The 19,517-nt window shown below is 45.3% G+C and carries 12 protein-coding genes; all 12 read left to right on the forward strand.

The genetic code is table 11. The annotated features are described in order from the left end of the window. The first annotated feature begins 141 nt into the window (after window positions 1–141). The 12 genes from JKM87_RS05850 to JKM87_RS05905 all read left to right on the forward strand — a co-directional run bounded on the left by JKM87_RS05850 (window position 142) and on the right by JKM87_RS05905 (window position 19,135). The gene (locus JKM87_RS05850; RefSeq protein ID WP_202078973.1) at window positions 142–1,179 is read left to right on the forward strand and encodes a LacI family DNA-binding transcriptional regulator; all 1,038 of its coding nucleotides are present in this window, start codon (window positions 142–144) and stop codon (window positions 1,177–1,179) included. Between the two features lie 310 nt (window positions 1,180–1,489). Continuing rightward, window positions 1,490–2,797: a sugar ABC transporter substrate-binding protein gene (locus JKM87_RS05855; protein WP_202078975.1), complete on the forward strand. Its 1,308-nt coding sequence runs from the start codon at window positions 1,490–1,492 to the stop codon at window positions 2,795–2,797. 128 nt (window positions 2,798–2,925) lie between these two features. Continuing rightward, complete coding sequence (locus tag JKM87_RS05860; protein WP_202078977.1) at window positions 2,926–3,807, forward strand: carbohydrate ABC transporter permease; 882 nt, start codon at window positions 2,926–2,928, stop codon at window positions 3,805–3,807. Continuing rightward, window positions 3,794–4,699, forward strand: a complete 906-nt coding sequence (locus JKM87_RS05865) for a carbohydrate ABC transporter permease (protein WP_202078979.1) — start codon at window positions 3,794–3,796, stop codon at window positions 4,697–4,699. The genes JKM87_RS05860 and JKM87_RS05865 overlap by 14 nt, the downstream gene beginning before the upstream one ends. Window positions 4,700–4,763: 64 nt before the next feature. Next, on the forward strand, window positions 4,764–7,739 hold the full coding sequence (locus JKM87_RS05870; protein WP_202078981.1) for a beta-galactosidase: 2,976 nt from the start codon (window positions 4,764–4,766) through the stop codon (window positions 7,737–7,739). Between the two features lie 4 nt (window positions 7,740–7,743). Next, window positions 7,744–8,874 (forward strand): glycoside hydrolase family 88 protein, encoded by a 1,131-nt coding sequence (locus JKM87_RS05875; RefSeq protein ID WP_202078983.1) that lies wholly within the window; start codon window positions 7,744–7,746, stop codon window positions 8,872–8,874. 65 nt (window positions 8,875–8,939) lie between these two features. Then, entirely contained in the window at window positions 8,940–12,218 is a 3,279-nt protein-coding gene (lacZ, locus tag JKM87_RS05880; protein ID WP_202078996.1) for a beta-galactosidase, LacZ type, read from the forward strand. Window positions 12,219–12,343: 125 nt separating this feature from the next. Beyond that, window positions 12,344–14,209 (forward strand): DUF2264 domain-containing protein, encoded by a 1,866-nt coding sequence (locus JKM87_RS05885; protein WP_336885137.1) that lies wholly within the window; start codon window positions 12,344–12,346, stop codon window positions 14,207–14,209. 59 nt (window positions 14,210–14,268) lie between these two features. Continuing rightward, a complete protein-coding gene (locus JKM87_RS05890) occupies window positions 14,269–16,449 on the forward strand; it encodes a glycoside hydrolase (protein WP_202078998.1) in 2,181 nt (726 codons plus the stop codon). 282 nt (window positions 16,450–16,731) lie between these two features. Further along, window positions 16,732–18,141 (forward strand): NADP-dependent phosphogluconate dehydrogenase, encoded by a 1,410-nt coding sequence (gndA, locus tag JKM87_RS05895; RefSeq protein WP_202079001.1) that lies wholly within the window; start codon window positions 16,732–16,734, stop codon window positions 18,139–18,141. 275 nt (window positions 18,142–18,416) lie between these two features. After that, entirely contained in the window at window positions 18,417–18,929 is a 513-nt protein-coding gene (locus tag JKM87_RS05900; RefSeq protein WP_202079003.1) for a hypothetical protein, read from the forward strand. A 38-nt stretch (window positions 18,930–18,967) separates the two neighbouring features. Continuing rightward, a complete protein-coding gene (locus JKM87_RS05905) occupies window positions 18,968–19,135 on the forward strand; it encodes a hypothetical protein (RefSeq protein WP_202079005.1) in 168 nt (55 codons plus the stop codon). Window positions 19,136–19,517: the final 382 nt, after the last annotated feature.

Below are 19,517 nucleotides of genomic sequence, written 5' to 3' on the forward strand. Positions count from 1 at the left end.
CCCATCGATATAATGAAACCGATTTCAACCGAACTTTTTTTTGAGGCTCTAACTCTTGCTAGTTTCTATAGTTTCAAATCAAAAAAATGATTAAAAAAGGCAAAATGATAGAAGTTAATAGGATAAGGGAGGGAGATCAAATTGAAAAAGGATCACGTCACTATTTACGATATAGCAAAGGAAGCTAACGTGTCACCAGCTACGGTCTCGCGTGTGTTGACAGGTAGCGCGAAAGTACGGCCAGATACGATGAACAGAATTATGGCATTAATCGAAAAATATAACTTTAGACCGAACGGTTTGGCCCGGAGCTTAACGTACAAAAAGTCAAAAATGATAGGTTTTATTTTACCAGATATTAATCATCCATTCTTCTCCACCCTTGTTCTAAAAAGTGAAGCCCATGCGTTAAAACGGGGTTATACTTCTTTCCTCTGTAACTCAATGAACAATAGTGAGATGGAATCCCAATACTTACACAATTTATTAGAAAAGCAAGTAGACGGTATCATCTTCTTAGGTGGGCGTATTAATGCAGTTAAAACGAACCCGGAGTATGCTGAAGAACTGAAGCAGGTCATGGATCGCATCCCTGTCGTATTTGTCAATGGTCAGATGTCAGGGGTGGATGCTTATGCCGTGCACACGGATGAAGCGTATGGCGTCAACCAGCTCGTCCAATTGTTAGTGAATCATGGTCACTCTAAGATCGGTTTTCTCGGTGGGTTAAGTGGCATCACGTCTACCGAAATGAAATGGACCACCTTTAAAGAAGCGCTCAACGATCACAATATAGAGGTAAGAGAGGAGTGGATGATAGAGTCGGGGTTTAATATTGAGTCTGGTGAAGAAGCGGCAGCCCAACTATTAAGCTTGAAAGAGAAGCCATCATCCATCATATGTGTGAACGATTTTGTGGCGATGGGAACCATTAACATGATTAATAAGTTTGGCCTAAGTGTGCCCCATGATTTTTCAGTCGTCGGTTTTGATGATATTTATCTAGCCCAATATTTTCCCCCAGGCATCACGACGATCTCTCAGAACTACAAGCAATTAGGTCAGACGGCCATAGACGTTTTAATCAACCTCATAGAAGGAAAAGAGGCCCAGAAAGAAACCATCATCCCGACCTCTCTCGTTATTAGAAACTCATGTAAACAGTTTATACCAAAATAAGCCAAATAAAGTATTGACAGTTGAATCATAAGTAAGATAATATGTTCACAAATGAAACGGCTTTCATTTACAAAAAACACTTTTCGCTTCAATCCACAAACACTGCACCATACAATCGACACTATTTCATCCTTACTAGATACTTGAATCTCATTAAAAAAATCAGAATATTCCACAAACTAACCAATTTTAAGCCTTCTTTTTTATCGCTTTATGAAACCCGTTTCATGAACAAATGGCAGCTTTGTTGTAAGCGGTTTCCTCAATAGGGCCATTATTTCGAGGCATAAGCCGATAAGGAGGGTTAATAATGAAAAAGTTATTAAGCTGGATGAGCCTTTGTTTACTCGTATGGGTGCTCACTGCTTGTATGGGGTCAGAACCGAGCTCCCAACCAGGTGATGGATCATCCGATGGTGAAGTGACCGTGACGTTTAGCTATTGGGGGGCAACCTTCGATAAGGAGAGAATGGAAGCCATACGAGCAGAATTTGAAAAGGTGAATGAAGATATAAACGTTGAACTCGTTAATCTCCCCAGTGAAGGTTATTCACAGAAACAGATGACGATGATGACGGCTGGAAATCCCTACGATGTGATTCAGTTGGCGGAACAATCTTACGCTTTTGCAGCGCGTGGCACTTTAGAGGATTTAAGTCCTTATATTGAGAGAGATGGTGTAGATTTAAATGATTTTTATGACGTTGGCATAGAGTCTTATACGCATGAAGGAAGAGTGTATGGTATGCCATTACGTTTAGGTTCAATGATGATGTTCTATAACAAAAATTTATTTGATGAGCACGGATTAGACTATCCGGATGAAACTTGGACTTGGGAAGATGTCATTGAAGCAGGAGAAGTGATCACTGATCATGATGAGGGCGTGTTCGGGTTATCTGCTCTAGGAGGATGGTGGGCCAGTATCGCTCAGTTCCTACATTCCAATGGCGGGAGCATCCTAAGTGAAGATCGTACGGCATTTAATCTCGACTCACCTGAATCACTTGCCGCTATTGAGCTCATGAATGAGATCGTTAACGAGAGAGATATCTCCCCCAGTGCTAGTCAGATACCCGAAGGTGTGGATCTGTGGACCAGTGGTCGTATCGGTATGATGGTTGATGGACCGTGGCATATCCTGAGCAGTCAAGCGAATATTACCGATTTTGATTGGGATATCACTGTAGCACCTAAAGGTACCCAACATGCGTCACCCACATTCTCTAATGCCTTTCACATGTCGAAAGCCTCAAAGAACAAAGAGGCAGCCTGGGAGGTTATAAAATTCTGGACAGGTCCTGAAGCACAAGCCATTCTTGCTGAGGAGCATGGGGATACACCGTCGATGATCGCTGTTGCTGAATCGGATACGTACCTGGAACTTGGCGATAATCCTCCTGAGAATTTTGAATTGATGCTCGAATCTCTTAACACCGCTTTTGCCCCTGAGGTCACACTCATGTGGGGTGAAATTAATCAAGTGGTTCAGGAAGGCTTCTCTAGAGTAATCGATCTAAACGAACCTATCGAAGACGTTATGCCTGACGTGAAAAGTGAAGTAGAGGACTTACTAGAGGAAGACAAAAGGCTGCAAGAGCAATTTGAGGAGGACTAAGGGATAAGAACAGGGATGAATCAGAGTTATGAAGGCAAAGTAATGTACGGGATAATGAACGGCAAAGTAATGAAAGGCACATGAGGTGTCTCTATGATGGGGTATCCGATAGATAAGGAGGAACGCCAATGGGAGGGGAAAAGAAAAAGTTTTGGCTGTACATATCGCCTTGGCTATTTGGATTTGTCGTATTTATAGCCGGTCCAATGGTCGTTTCTATGTATTTGAGTTTTACGGCTTATGATGTGCTGACGCCGGCACGATGGGTGGGCTTCGATAATTATATTCAATTATTAAATCATGAGCGCTTTTGGGATGCATTAGGCAATACGCTGTTTTATACGTTCGTCGGTGTCCCCTTACATGTGGTCTTAGGTCTTTCCATATCGATTTTATTGTTACGAGCGATACCGGGCATCAATATGTTCCGCACCGCTTTTTATCTCCCCTCTATCTTTGGCGGAGTGGCCATTCTACTGTTATGGAACTTTATGCTAGCGCCGGGGACAAACGGACAGAACGTAGGTTTAATCAATGGTCTGCTTGGCATGGTGGGTATAGACGGCCCCGGTTGGTCGAGTAGTGAAGCTTGGGCTAAGCCCGCTGTGATTTTAGTCAAACTGTGGGGCGTAGGCGGTAGCATCCTCATATATTTACCCGCATTGGCCAGTGTGCCCAGGGATCTTTTAGAAGCGGCGGATATTGATGGCGCGTCACCGTTTAAAAGGTTTGTATCTGTGACCTTGCCTTGTATCAGCCCAGCGGTGTTTTTCACAGCCACCATGGAGATCATCAATACGTTCAAAATGTTCATAGAGCCCATGATTATTCCAGGCTTAAATCCAGCATGGACCGACACGCTGATGATCCTCCTGTATAATAACGCGTTTGAGTATTTTCGAATGGGATATGCTTCAGCGATCGCCTGGGTGATGTTTATCTTCATTATGGGGTTAACCCTCGTTAATCTCTATTTCGCAAAGAGGTGGGTCTACTATGATTCCAAATAATAAACCGGTCTCCTCAAATCAAAAAGCGCAAACGCTTAAAGACCTGCCATTATTAAAAAGCAAAGAAAAAGTGTTGCTCCTACTGAGGTACCTGGTACTGGTCAGTGCCACGATATTATTTATGCTTCCTCTCGTTTGGACGATTTCAGGCTCCTTAAAGCCGTCGAGCGAGATATTCACCGTCCCCATAAAATGGATTCCGAGTGCCTTCCAGTGGGAAAATTACGTGAACATGTTCACTGCGTTTCCCATGGTGCGTTACGCCTTGAACAGTATGATCATTGTATTTTTTAACATTCTACTCGTCACGATTTCATCCTTTGTTGTAGCTTATGGATTTGCTAGATTTCATCATCCTCTAAACGGCCCTTTATTCTTGGTTGTCCTGGCCACGATGATGATCCCGGAACAGGTCACGCTCGTTCCGCAGTTCCTGATGTTTTCCTGGCTAGGGTGGGTCAATACGTATCTGCCCCTGATTGTACCCAGTGCGTTTGGGGCGGCCTTTAACATATTTCTGATGCGACAATTTATCCTGACGATTCCCCGTGAACTAGATGAATCAGCCTACATTGATGGGTGCCATTCCTTTCAAATTTTAACGAAGATCATCGCCCCTCTCTGTTTGCCCATTATCGTCACGGTCGGTATCTTCACTTTTAACTTTCACTGGAATGACTTCTTAGGCCCGTTAATTTACTTAAGTGATCCTAATCTATTTCCTTTACAGCTCGGTCTATATTCACTAGATGGAGAACGGCAAGGGATTACGGACTACGGCTTGTTGTTTGCAGCATCCGTGACGGCCCTGATTCCACCTCTCGTCCTCTTTGCCTTTTTACAGAAGCATATCATGAGCGGGATCAAGCTAGGAGGGTCAGTGAAAGGCTAGTCCATACAATCGTTAAGGGTTAAGAAGTGCGATAAGTACGATCAAAATGAGGAGGGAGAACCGCATGTCAACATTACCAGACACACAAAAGACCGTTTATATGAACAGGGATGGCATTTATATTAATCATCAGCCTGTGATCATATTATGTAGTTCGCTCTTTTATTTCCGGATTCCTCAAGGTCTATGGAAAGACCGTTTACAAAAGGTGAAAGAAGCAGGTTACAACTGTATTGATGTATATTTTCCTTGGAACTTTCACGAAGTTAAAAAAGGAAAGTGGGATTTTACAGGAGATAGAGATGTGGCGCAATTTCTCCAGCTGGCTGCTGATGAAGGCTTGTGGGTGATGGCGAGACCCGGGCCGTATATCTGCTCAGAATGGGACGGAGGAGGGTTGCCCGCCTACTTATTCACCGAAAATCTCACCGTTAGGGATCATGATTCTCTATATCTCGCATACGTGTCAGAATGGTTTGAGCAGATTATGCCAATTCTCAAAAAATATGAAGTGGGCCAACAGGGCACGATTATGGCCATACAACTGGAAAATGAACTAGATTTCTACCCTACGGCAGATAGAGAAGGTTATATGACTGCGTTACGGCAAATGGCTGAGGAGCACCATATCGCCGTTCCCCTGTTAGCCTGTGCCGGTCAAGGGGATCTTTATGGTGCAACAGGAGATGTACAAGGGGTGATGCCGGCTTGTAACTTTTATCCTCATGATCAAGATCCCCAATTCGAAACGAGCGTCTACCACCATTATCGTGAACTACAAAAAAGACATCATCCATTATGCGTGACGGAAACGAATCGCACGCATTTTCTACTAAAACGCCTGCTTTCAGTCGGAACGAAGCTACTTGGACCGTATAATCAAGTGTCTGGGACTGATTTTGGCTTTTCGAATAGCATTAACAACTGGGGCCAGCCGTTAGCTTTTATGACCTCAGATTATAACTTCGGTGGGATGGTGACGCCTGAGGGCACGCGTACGGAAGAATTTTATGAGGGACGCCTTCTCAGTCAATTCATTCACGCCTTAGGTTCGTCCTTAGCAGAGGCGCACCCAGTACAAGACCAGTCTATTCGCCTAGAGACACAGATGACACCCAACGCTCAAGGCCCATATCGTTTAACGTTAAAAGGGGGTGGAAGCGTGTTATTCATTCCAAATCTCGATGACCAAGCCCATCAGGTGGTTATTAAGCATGGAGAAGTGACTCTCCCCCAACAAACAACCTTTACGATTTCCCCTCATCGCTGTGCCATGGTCTTATATGATGTCCCACTCACACTATGGGGCCTGCCCGGTGTGCTGAGTTCAACTGCGGAGCTAGGGCTGGTGCAACAACAGGATGAAACAAAGTACACCATGCTCTTCCACACGGAGCACGAGGCAGAATTATCCCTCACGCTACCCCAGGGAACCAACGTGGTGTCCCAGGGTATGGGAGTGACACGAGAGGGAGAGACATGGCGATTGACCTTCTCAGCGTTATCACAGGACACGTCCCTCTCAGACCAGAGAGTCAGCATCGAGTATGAAGACGGAACGTGCCTGTTCATTATCGGGACGTCACGTGAGCAAGCGAAAACAGTGAATGGGATCACCTCGGACGGAGAGCTCATCCACATGAGAGCGGATGAGATGAGAACGGAGGGGCCAACACTTGAGGAAAAAGCGACGACCCAAAAAGAACATCATCTGACTGATAAGGTTGAATCCGACCCCGTTGTCACGTCGTGGTCATATAAGCCAATTAATGAAGCTTCCTGGCTATCAGACGCCCCACATGTGTCTCATGCGATGCCTTTAGAACAACGGGGTTACCTTCGCGGCTATGGCTGGTACACGTGTCGTTATCACAATGAGGGGTTACGCCCGATTAAAGGTATACTCTTGCATGAGGCGAGTGATGTCGTTTCCTTATATGCCAATGATGATTACCATGGGACGGTCACCCCAGGCGGTGGTGATTACTTTTATGCACTGCCATCGAGTGCAAAGGATCTCAACCTGCGTTTACGTACAGAAATCTGGGGACACACCAACTTTCACGCTCCGTTATTGCCTGCGTTAGCCATGAATGCCTTAAAGGGCATCAGGGGCCTGACTATCGTTCACCGGTATGAAGACATCAATGATGGTTGGGCGTATCTGCCTGTGGAAACGGAAAGGGCTCACGTGCCTGTTTATCACCCCCAAGATGTGAACTGGAAGAGAGCAAACTATGATGGTTTCCTAACCAGTGCACAACCGAAAAGGGGTTACTACCACACGAGAAGAACGTTTGAGGGCCATGATACACGACATATCCTACATTTTAAGGGCATCAATGCCAAAGCAAAGTGCTATATAGACGGGAGTTATATAAGTGGGATTAACCCTCTCAACCCTTTTGTGAATATTTCACCCTATATACAGCATAACAATGCTCATGACATTGTCATCTACCTAGAACAGCATTACGGAGAATCGGGAGGAAAGATAAGCCTGTTGTCTGGACGTGAGGCACAAGACTGGCGGATGTTTGGGATGGATGAAGACGCACTCGTTCAGAAGATGAAAGAGGCATGTCTTCAAGAACGAGAGCACGGTGAATATGGGAGCGGTAAGGGTCTTCATGATCGTCATCATCATGAGTGTGACCCCCGACACGCTCACAGTAAGCCAAACGGAGACGAGGGAGCGCTCCCTCTGAGGGTGCCCCCAGGGCAAATCGGTTGCCTCTCAAGTTGTGAATTACAACGCAGTGCCCATGCATCTGGCTGCTTCATGCTGTATCCCAAAGGGAAAAATGTCAAAGTGACCGCGATCTTTAATGAACGGATTGTCGGCAGAGTATGGCTACCCTCTCAGGCTAGACCCACCTTCAGTGGTGGAAGACAGGACAGCATCTACTTACCGCGTCCCTTGTGGAAGACGGCAGGGAACGAGCTACACTTTCTTGTTGAAGCGATTGATCGGAAAGAGGAAGGCACTATAGAAGAGCTGCGTTTTGAAGAGGTTACACAGGACATACAGAAAGGGTGAGACGATGGTCAAAACGGAAGTGTGGGTTGAGGAAGCTTGGCAAAATATTATTCAAAAAATTAACAATACGAGTCGAATCATCGGTGCGCAATTCCCGCATGTGAGTGTTGAAGGAAAATATGAGTGTGCGGAGCCGCATTGGTGGACAGCCGGTTTCTGGCCGGGACAATTATGGCTGATTTATCGCGATACGCAAGACGAATCATTGAAAACCATCGCGGAAGCGTGTGAGCGCAAGCTGGATCAAGTGATCATGGATTATACCCGCTTAGATCATGATATGGGGTTTATGTGGACTTTAACCAGTGTAGCGAGATATAAGCTTCTGGGAGCAGAAGATGCCAAACGGCGGGCATTATTGGTGGCCAATCTCCTGATGGGACGCTATAATGCGAACGGTCACTTCATCCGGGCCTGGAACCCCTGGTTTGAAGGTGATGAGAATACAGGGTATGCCATTATCGATTCTGCCATGAATTTGCCCTTATTATTTTGGGCCTCACGGGAAACGGACGATCCCAGATTCAGAAGTGTGGCAATCAGGCATGCGAACACAATCCTCGATCACTTTATCGAGGCGGACGGAGCCGTTCATCATATTGTCCATTTTGATCCGGAAACAGGGGAGAAAGTGGAAAGTCTAAGAGGCCAAGGTTATGCCCCACATTCGGCATGGTCGCGTGGGACGGCCTGGGCTATTTACGGGTTAACGCTATGCTACACATATACACAAGAGATGAAATATTTGCAGGCTGCCAAGCGCGTGGCCCATTTCTTTCTCTCTCATTTACCCGATGACTTTGTTCCCCCTTGGGATTTTCGTCTTCCTGCTGATGTCACGCCTTACCGTGATTCATCGGCAGGGGCCATTGCCGCGCCCGGGTTATTACTTTTAGCTGAACAAGTGTCATCTATAGAAGCGCACATTTATCAACGTGCTGCAGAAAACATACTCCAGTCTTTATATGTGAACTACGGCGCCTGGGACGATCCCCAGGAGGAGGGGCTCATTCGTCATGGTACGAGTCACTATCCACAACAAAAACATCTAGATAACCCCCTTATTTATGGTGACTACTTTTTTGTAGAAGGGATAGCGAGGTTAAAAGGTGACCAGGACGTGTTTTGGTCGTAGGCAGGTATCAAGGTGTGGAGCGAAGGAAAGGCATGTCAAATTTTACATAGAAAAGAGGTAAATAGATGCTTAAACGCTTAAATAGGAAAAAGTATGCGTACACGCCACCGCAAAACGGCTACCCGGAATGGAATAACAACCCCCATATTTTCCAACTTAATCGGCTCCCGGCCCATGCGACGTCAATATCTTATCAGACCGTGGAAGAAGCGATACAGGGTGACAGAGAAAGCTCTGATTACTACCGGTCACTTAACGGTGAATGGTATTTCTCATTTGCAACGTGTCCGGAGGAGCGGGATATCGATTTCTATAAAAAAGACCGTGATCACCGGGATTGGGATAAGATCAACGTTCCCGCCCACTGGCAATTACAAGGTTATGATTATCCCCATTATACGAATGTCCGTTATCCGTGGGAAGAAACTGAGGACATTGTCCCCCCGTTTGCCCCAACGACATATAATCCCGTGGGACAGTATAACCGTACATTCACGGTGCCCCAAGAATGGCAAGATTTTCCGGTGTATATAAGCTTCCAAGGGGTCGAATCGGCCTTCTACGTATGGGTTAACGGTGATTTTGTGGGATATAGTGAGGATACATTTACGCCGGCTGAGTTTGACTTAACACCCTATCTGATAGAGGGCGAGAATAAGTTAGCGGTTGAAGTGTACCGTTGGTGTGACGCTAGTTGGCTTGAGGACCAGGATTTTTGGAGAATGAGTGGGATTTTTCGTGATGTTTACTTGTACGCAACGCCACTTGTGTCAGTGCAGGATTTTTTCGTGACAACAGACTTAGACGACCGCTACGAACACGCCGAACTACAGGTGAAGGCTAAGATCAAAAACGATGCTCAGCAAGGTTTAGACCGCTATACATTGTCCCTTCGTCTGTTTGATCAGGATCAAGACAACGTCCTCGTCCAGGAGGTCGCTTTGGAGGGCAATCCATCTGCTGAAGGGGAGGACGTTCATGCTGCAGCCTTTGTTCAGAATCCCTTGAAATGGAGCGCGGAACATCCCAATTTATATACGTTAGTACTTTGTATACAGGATGACTACGGCGCAGTAATAGATATACAGAGCTGTAGAGTTGGCTTTAGAGCTTTTGAGATTAAGGATGGGGTCATGCAAATAAACGGCAAACGCATTGTCTTCAAAGGGGTCAATCGTCATGAGTTTACGGCGGAGCGAGGAAGAGCGATTCGTTACGAGGATATGCTGCACGACATCAAGCTTATGAAACAGCATAATATTAATGCTGTACGGACCTCACATTATCCGAATCATCCTCTATGGTACGATCTCTGCGATGAATACGGGCTGTATGTGATCGATGAGATGAACTTAGAAACGCACGGGACATGGACCTATGGTCAGGAGGAACTGGGTGACACGATCCCCGGGAGTATGCCCGAATGGACAGATAACGTATTAGATCGTTGTCAATCCATGTTTCACCGGGATAAGAATCATCCCTCTGTGATCATATGGTCGCTTGGTAATGAGGCCTTTGGTGGTGATAACTTTTTGAAGCTGCATGAATACCTCAAAGAGCAGGACCCTACGAGAGTCGTCCATTACGAAGGTGTGACGCGTTATAGAGCGTCTGAAGCCGCTTCAGATATAGAGAGTACCATGTATACGAAGCCGCATGAAGTTGAAGCGTATGCAAAACGGGCTGAATCAACGGAAGGTGACGTTAAGCCGTACATTCTATGCGAATACAGTCATGCCATGGGGAATTCGTGTGGCAATCTTTATCAGTATACAACGTTATTTGATCGCTATCCGATACTCCAAGGTGGCTTTATTTGGGATTGGAAGGATCAAGCGCTCAGGACAGAAACGGAGGAGGGTATCCCTTATCTAGCGTATGGCGGAGATTTTGGAGAAAGCCCGCACGACGGTAATTTTTCAGGTAATGGCCTGGTGTTTGCCGATGGCATCGTCAGTCCCAAGATATATGAAGTCAAGAAGTGCTATCAGAATGTGACCTTCGAAGCGATTGACCTCTCAGAGGGGAAGTTCCGGGTGTTCAACCGCTTCTTGTTTACACACCTTCACGATTATGATTGCTATATGGAAGTGTTACAGGATGGTGAGGTCGTATATACGACCAGAGACACACTCGATGTGGCCCCGTTATCGACAAAGGAGATTCACTTAGATTTGAAACATGCGTTGGGGGAGGCGTCCCCATGCCATGCGTCACATGAGTATATACTAACCCTCAGCTTGCGTTTAAAACAGGCCACGTCATGGGCGGACGAGGGACATGAGCTTGCCTTTGAACAATTCAGACTCCCCAGTGCAAATCGAAGTACAAACCAAAGCGCAAACCAAGGTACGCAAGGTAAGTCTAAACATCATGCTCAACACGTGACAGAGACTGAGACTATTGCTGTAAGTCGGCAAGCATCACCCCATACCCATGCAAAACGAATAGTCACACAAGATGACGACTTAACACTGATCCTTGAAGGAGAAGACTTCAGTGTGACTTTTAACAAAGTGTCAGGTGAGCTACAGTCATACATCTTTAAGGGGATAGCACTCATCAAGCGTCCTCCCGTCCCGAATTTTTGGCGGGCGATGACGGATAACGATAGAGGCAACAAGCTCGATCAGAGAAGTGCGACGTGGAAAACAGCCGGAGAAAGAAAGTCGCTTCAAGCGTTCACTTATGATGCTTCGCCCCACTGCATCACTGTCCAAACCACATATACATTGCCAACGACAACACCGTCCCACTGTCATATTCACTATAAAGTGAGCACGGAGGGAGCCATCACGGTCGAACTGGCACTTCACCCGGGTGAGAACCTCCCTGAACTGCCTGAAATTGGGGTGATGTTAGAGCTGGACCCATCGTTCAACAATCTATCCTGGTTTGGAAAAGGACCACACGAGAACTATTGGGATCGGAATAAAGGCGCTAAGGTTGGTCTTTACAGTGCGAAAGTAGAGGAGCAGTATGTACCGTACCTTAAACCGCAGGAGTGTGGGAACAAAACGGATGTAAGGTGGGTTAAGCTAACGAACCCCACAGGAATAGGTGTGCAAATCATAGGTTTACCGTTAATAGAATTCAACGCCTTGCCGTACACCCCATCTGAGTTGGAGCAGTATGATCACGGTTATGAATTACCTCATAGTGATAAAGTCGTGGCCAGAATCAACCATAAGCAAATGGGCGTCGGTGGAGATGACAGCTGGGGCGCGCCAACTCATCCAGAGTACACCCTATACGCGGATAAGGTGTACACATACGCCTTTGAGATCAGAGGTATAGAGGATAGAGAGGAAGACAGAGAGGCGGACAAGAGAGGCGGTTAAATAGCATAGGTAAAATAGATCGTGTTTAATCCGATCAAGGTGTTTACAGGTGTTTAACAGGTATTTGGGTTTACTCACGTCATAAGGAGATATGATCACGTCATAAGTAAAGGAGGTAGGGAATAGTGACGAAAACCACTGAACGGCTTCATACCAATCCTCTGCAGACGAGAGAGCAAGTTCAGATGGCCTTAGAACAAATATGCCTGCCGACGAAACCATACTTCAATAGGAGTAAAACAACCCTGCAATTAGGAGCAACAGGTGCCGGACACCCCGACGCCATAGCAGGGATGGAAGGTTTTGCTCGTTTACTGTGGGGCATCATTCCCTACCAGGCCGGAGGGAAAATGTATCAGGATTGGGACGATATCATACAAGGGGTTCGAAATGGAACCCATCCAGAGCACGAAGCCTACTGGGGAGACATCACAGACTACGATCAACGTATCGTCGAAATGGCCGCATTCGGTCTTGCTCTGGCCCTTATACCCGACCAAATCTGGGAGCCATTAAGCGAAGAGGAAAGACGGCATTTCATCTCATGGTTAGATCAGATTAACGCTTATCACAGCTATGATTGTAACTGGTTGTTCTTCCGTGTGTTAGTCAATCTTGGGTTCAAGCAAGTCGGTGGCCCCTATAACGAAGAAAAGGTGGCCCAAAGCTTAGATCGGATCGATGCGTTTTATGTGGGGGATGGCTGGTATTCAGATGGCGTCAATGCGCATTGCGATTACTACACGTCGTTTGCCATTCATTTTTACAGTTTAATCTACGCCAAATTAATGGAAGGTGATGACCCTGAACGTGTTGCGCTTTATAAACAGCGGGCGGGGTTATTCGCTCAAGATTTTATCTATTGGTTTGCCAAAGACGGTTCTGCCCTCCCCTATGGGCGGAGTCTGACATATAGGTTTGCACAGGCTGGATTTTGGAGTGCCCTGGCTTATGCTGAGATACACCCCTTTTCCTACGGTGTCATGAAGGGTATCATTCTCAATCATTTGCGCTGGTGGTTCAAGCAGCCCATATTCAACCCTAACGGGACCCTGAGTATTGGTTATGCCTACCCTAACCTGGTTATGGCTGAGAACTACAATGCACCAGGCTCGCCCTATTGGGGGTTAAAAGTATTCTTAATCCTAGCTCTCCCAGCTGATCACCCGTTTTGGCAAGCGGCAGAAGAACCCTTACCTCCATTACACAACCGATCCGTTCAACGACCGCCACATTTTATTCTTTGTAGGCAAGACGATCAGAACCATGTCCTTGCCTTTAATGCCGGGTATCCCTTCACGAATGCTCACACTCACACATCAGCAAAGTATGAAAAGTTTGTTTATTCTAATGTATTCGGTTTTAGTGTGCCACGGGCTGAATGGGGACTAGAGCAAGGTGCCTTTGATTCAATGCTGGCCCTGAGTGAAAGAGATCATCTGTACAGAGTCAAAAGACAAAGTGAAACATACACCATCGAAGACCAAGTCATTTATACAAAGTGGCGACCATGGCGGGATGTGACCGTACATACCTGGCTCATTGTCGGAACGCCGTGGCATGTAAGGGTTCATAAAATTCAAACTCATAGAGAGCTAGATGCAGCCGATGGTGGTTTTGCACTAGGTAAAGCACGTGGACACCCCAGTCCTGAGATTACTGAGCACATCCGCAATGAAACAGAGCTTCTCGTCAGTAGTGAGAATGGGTGTAGTGGCGTGACATTGCTATACGGTAAAGGCCATACAACACTCATCCATCCGCACGCCAATACGAATCTGATTCACCCGCGTACAGTCATCCCCACGGTACAATCGATTTTGCCTGTTGGCACCCACTGGCTTGTCACGGCCTTTTTTGCTGACCCCTGCCCGCATGTGGAGTGGAAAGCATGGGATAAAACCCCTAGAGTGAACCACATAAATGGCGGCATAAGCATCTTGTCGAGAGAAGGTGACGCTCTCTTTACCCGGGAAATAAGTGAGCCGTAGCGCTATAAAAGGGGTAACGCCTTTTATATAAAACATTTTTTAGAGGAGGAAGATTGTGTATGCTTCATTTTTCCCGACACAAAGGCGTATTGATGACAGTGTGTAGCTTGTTGATGTTTTCTCTATTGACAGCGGCTTGGCCCACGCAGGCGGCCGATGATGAGGTCGTTAAGGTTTATCCCGGCATCCAGTATCAGACACATGAAGGGTTCGGGACCTCTCTCGCTTGGTTTGGGCATGCTGTGGGAGGCTTTTCCGAACTGAACAGAACGGCGATTGCTGATTTACTCTTTGATCCAGATGAAGGATTAGGGCTGAATATCGTCAGGTACAATATTGGCGGTGGTGATCACCCGGACCAAGACTGGTTAAGGCCAGGTGCTGATGTACCAGGGTTTCAACCGGTTGAAGGAGAGTGGGATTGGACAGCCGATTCCCATCAGCGCTGGATGATGCAAGCAGCAAAGGAAAGAGCGGGTGAGCATTTTATCGCTGAAGCTTTTTCCAATTCACCACCGTATTGGATGACCTACACCGGGACTTCTTCAGGTAACGGTAGAGAAGACAATTTGCGACCTGAATATGCCGAAGCCTTCGCGGAGTATCTTACAGAAGTGGTGAAGCATTATGATGAGCACTGGGATGTGACATTCAGAACATTGAATCCGTTCAATGAACCGAGCCATTACTGGCAGGAAAGGGGCCGCCAAGAAGGCGCTCATTTTGATGTTGCTACTCAAGAACAGATTATTGCTCTGGTTCATGACGCTCTAAAAGAAAAAGGGTTGTCCACTGACATTAGTGTTATGGATGGTAAGTCTATCTGGGACACCATATGGCAATGGCGAGATTACAGTGCCACAACTCAATCATATGTGAGTCAGATTAATGGGCACGGTTACTATGGTAGTGTGAATGACCAACAAAATTTGCATCGTATCGCTAAGTCAGAAGGTAAGAGACTGTGGATGTCTGAAGCGGATGGTGGCGGCGGAACAGATCCGTTCGGCCGTTATCGTTTTGCACCTGATGATATGGAGCCTGCCCTAAATCTTTCCAACATGATCTCCACTCATCTAAAAGAAATGCAGCCAGCTGCCTGGATCTTCTGGCAAGCGGTCGAAAACTACCCGGAGAACATTCGGGGGGATCATACTTGGGGATTAATACATGCGAACTTTGAAGAAGAGGGCTCTCAAGGCTTAGCAGAGGAAGAATGGAGAACGAATAAAAAGTACTATGCTTTTGCGCAGTATTCTAAGTTCATTCGCCCCGGCTACCAGCAAATCGGAATTGACGGCTCAGATGCTGTTGCCTTCATCGATTGGCAGGATGAGAGACTCGTAATCGTGCAGACCAATGAGGGGACTTCCAGTGTAGAAAAAACTTTTGATCTATCGGACTTTAATGATGTTGGGGAAAAAGTACAAGTGTATAGAACCTCTGAAACAGAGGATTTAGTACAATTAGATGATATGATAATCGCTAACGAAAAGCTGACAACCATATTACCACGTGAATCAATAACGACTTTTGTCATTGATGGTATGCATTATACGCATCAGAAAAAGCAGAACGTTGCTTTGAATAAACCGGTGACAGCGACCAGTGAACAGAGTGGCAATGAAGTAGAGCATATGGTTGATGGCCAATGGGATACTCGGTGGTCCGCACAAGGTTACCCACAGTCTGCCGTCATCGATTTAGAACAATCGTATACCATCGACAAGGCTGAACTCGCACCCTATCAAAATAGAGCTTATCAATATCGGATAGAGGCGTCTACTGATGGAGAGCATTATACCACTATCGTAGACCGTACCTCTAATACAACTGGAGGACTTTTACTTACTGATGGATTTTCTCCCGTTGATGCTCGGTATATTAAATTGACCGTCACAGGGGCTCATCGATATACAGGAGACTGGGTGAGCATCCGTGATCTAAGACTTTATGAGTCGCAGCCTACGCAACCTACAATGTCTGAATTACACAATCAATTTAAGCAGTACAAAGCGTCGGAGAATGTTACAGGCCCACTAGTCCGTCAATTAGAAAATAAATTGGACCAAGCGCAACGTCATCTCAATAAAGGGCACAAGGACCAAGCCTTGAAACACCTGAACGACTTTTTAAAGCATCTATCTAATGAAGCTTTACGGAAACATATCACAGAAGAAGCCCGACTCAATTTGCATTCTCAGGCACAAGCCTTAATTGACTCTCGGCTTGAAGACTGAATATAACGTCTAGTTGCTACAGGGTATCGTTCGTACGACGATACTCTTTTTTTATGAGCCATATTTGAGACGTTCGATGCTGAAATGGTGTAGAACGAAGAGACTAAGACAATGACAGTAAGTGTTCACAAAGGCAACAAACTCACGTGGGTAACAATAATAATAAGTCTCTACCTTGAAAAATAAAAGGCATCCCTATAAGATAATAAATAAGCTTGTTAGGCTTATAACAACTTATGGATAGCGAGTGCACAAAAAATTGTACATTGAGAGGGATCAAATATGTCTAAACAACAAATTGGTGTGATTGGTTTAGCCGTTATGGGAAAGAATCTCGCGCTAAATATAGAAAGTCGAGGTTATTCCGTCTCTGTCTATAATCGGTCAGAGGAAAAAACAGTTGAATTCCTAAATAATGAAGCCCAAGGTAAAAACTTTGAAGGTACATACAGTATTGAATCGTTCGTCAACTCCTTGGAAAAGCCACGTAAAATATTACTGATGGTGAAAGCAGGGGCGCCCACAGATGCGACAATTCAATCATTACTGCCTCATCTAGATAAAGGAGATATTCTCATAGACGGCGGTAACACGTTCTTCCAGGATACGATGAGACGTAACAAAGAGCTAGAAGCATCAGGTGTCCACTTTATTGGAACAGGCGTTTCAGGTGGAGAGGAAGGTGCACTAAAAGGCCCTTCTATCATGCCAGGTGGTCAAAAAGAAGCTTATGACCTAGTCGAACCCATTCTTAAGGCCATTTCTGCCAAAGTGGATGGAGACCCTTGTTGTACGTATATCGGTCCCAACGGTGCCGGCCACTATGTAAAAATGGTTCATAACGGGATCGAATACGGTGATATGCAACTGATATCCGAAGCGTATTTTATTATGAAGCAGGTGCTCAATCTCAGCACTGAAGAACTTCATGAGGTTTTCGCTGACTGGAATAAAGGAGAGCTAGACAGCTACCTAATTGAAATCACGGCTAATATCTTTACCAAAAAGGATGACGAAACGGGTAAACCGATGATTGACGTTATTCTAGATACAGCAGGGCAAAAGGGAACAGGAAAATGGACAAGCCAAAACGCTTTAGATTTAGGCGTGCCACTGCCGATCATCACTGAATCTGTGTTTGCTCGTTTCATTTCGGCCTTGAAGGAAGAACGAGTTAAAGCAAGCAAAATCTTAAATGGCCCACAAAAGACATCCTTCGATGGAGACAAAAAAGAGCTCATTGAGGCTGTCCGCAAAGCACTATATATGAGTAAAATCGTGTCTTACGCGCAAGGGTTTGCTCAAATGCGTGCCGCATCAGAAGAGTACGATTGGAATCTGCGTTACGGCGATATCGCCATGATTTTCCGCGGCGGTTGTATTATCCGAGCACAGTTCCTACAAAAGATTAAAGAAGCATATGACCAGGAACCAGGTTTAGCGAACCTCTTACTAGACCCTTACTTTAAGGATATCGTTGAAAATTACCAGTCGGCTTTACGCCATGTGGTATCTGTGGCGATTGAACATGGCATTCCAGTACCATCATTCTCAAGTGCCATCGCTTATTATGATAGCTATCGTACGGAAACATTACCGGCAAATCTCTTACAAGCCCAACGTGACTACTTTGGGGCACACACTTATCAACGAGTGGATAAAGAAGGAACTTTCCATACCCAGTGGACCTAAGAGGGTATGAGCGAGCATAACCTTTTTCCAATATAAAACCCAATAAATTCCTTAACGCCATCAGACGGGTTAAGGGCTGTTATAAGCATAAAAAGTAGGGGGTTAGTTGCCCACTCAACCTTAATACCACCATTCAACCCAGCCGAAAGCAAAAGTGAAACGGACATCACCGGTTTCCGATTTTTTGGGCTGGGTCTTCTTTTTTTAAAGAGCTTAGAAAATATGAGGAACCACGACAAACGATTACGACCACGATATAAAGGAGTACTTTTAACATGAGAATGACGGTTGTCATAATGATCTTATTAAGCACACTTGTCTCGGGATGTGCTGTAGGCCAAGATAATGCAGAATCTTTTGAAACGAGTATCACTCATGTTCAATACATAGGTCAGGACGATGACTTTGTAAAAGACCTTCAGGATGTAGACGTGCAAGTCAATCATAACGAAGAGATAGATTTAAGTGATGATGCGTTCAAAAATATTCTGATTGATGCAGAACATAGGAGACTATCACGGAGTGCCATAATACACGCTCTGCAGGAAGGCTATCATGTATTTTTCGTCAACGTTGTCAATACGAGGTTTATTTCTCAGCATTACCTACAGACCGATTCTTATGAAGCGTTAGTAGAAGGTGGATCTGCTATTGTCCAATTGCTATTAGCTGATGCCAGCCAAGCTAAACTCACTTCACACTATATCGGTTGGGACGATGAGAATGACAAAATAGAAATGTTGAATGCCATAGAGGATTATAGACAAGACGTCGAGAGCGATAGCTGAGTATTTTTATAATATAATTTTTTGGGAGGATTTTTCTGATGGAAACGTTCGGTAGAGGTTGTCTGTATATTATTGTTGGCATCGGCGTCATGATGCTACTCGCTCTAGTCACTCAAAGCCATATTAATATACCCTTGATCATCGCAATACCTTTAATCATTTTTGCGTTTGTCGTAGCGAAGAAGAAAACAGACAGAAGTCAGTAATGTTGGGAAATGCTAAGACAAAGGCGTTAAGACACAAAATAAAAAACCACCCAAGTTGGGTGGTTTCAGATTGTAGAAAAACCTCTTTTGCATCCATTACTGACCTCTATGGTATAAGTCGATAAACGCATGGAAAATTTCTACGACTTGATAAGAGAGAAGCGTCATAGCCGTTAAAGAAAAGAATGCGATCATGATGATACGGATCCACATCATTATGATTCCTCCTTTGATAGAGATTGACTTAAAAAGATAAACATTGACTATCAAAAGAAGGAACAATCACATACTTAGATTGATAAAAAACGGGCTTGAGCAACATCTTTTGTCTCATAAGTTGGATCACTAGCGTTGCATAAAAGTCTATTCATTATTTGACAGA

This window comes from Caldalkalibacillus salinus, assembly GCF_016745835.1.
Taxonomy (GTDB): domain Bacteria; phylum Bacillota; class Bacilli; order Caldalkalibacillales; family JCM-10596; genus Caldalkalibacillus_A; species Caldalkalibacillus_A salinus.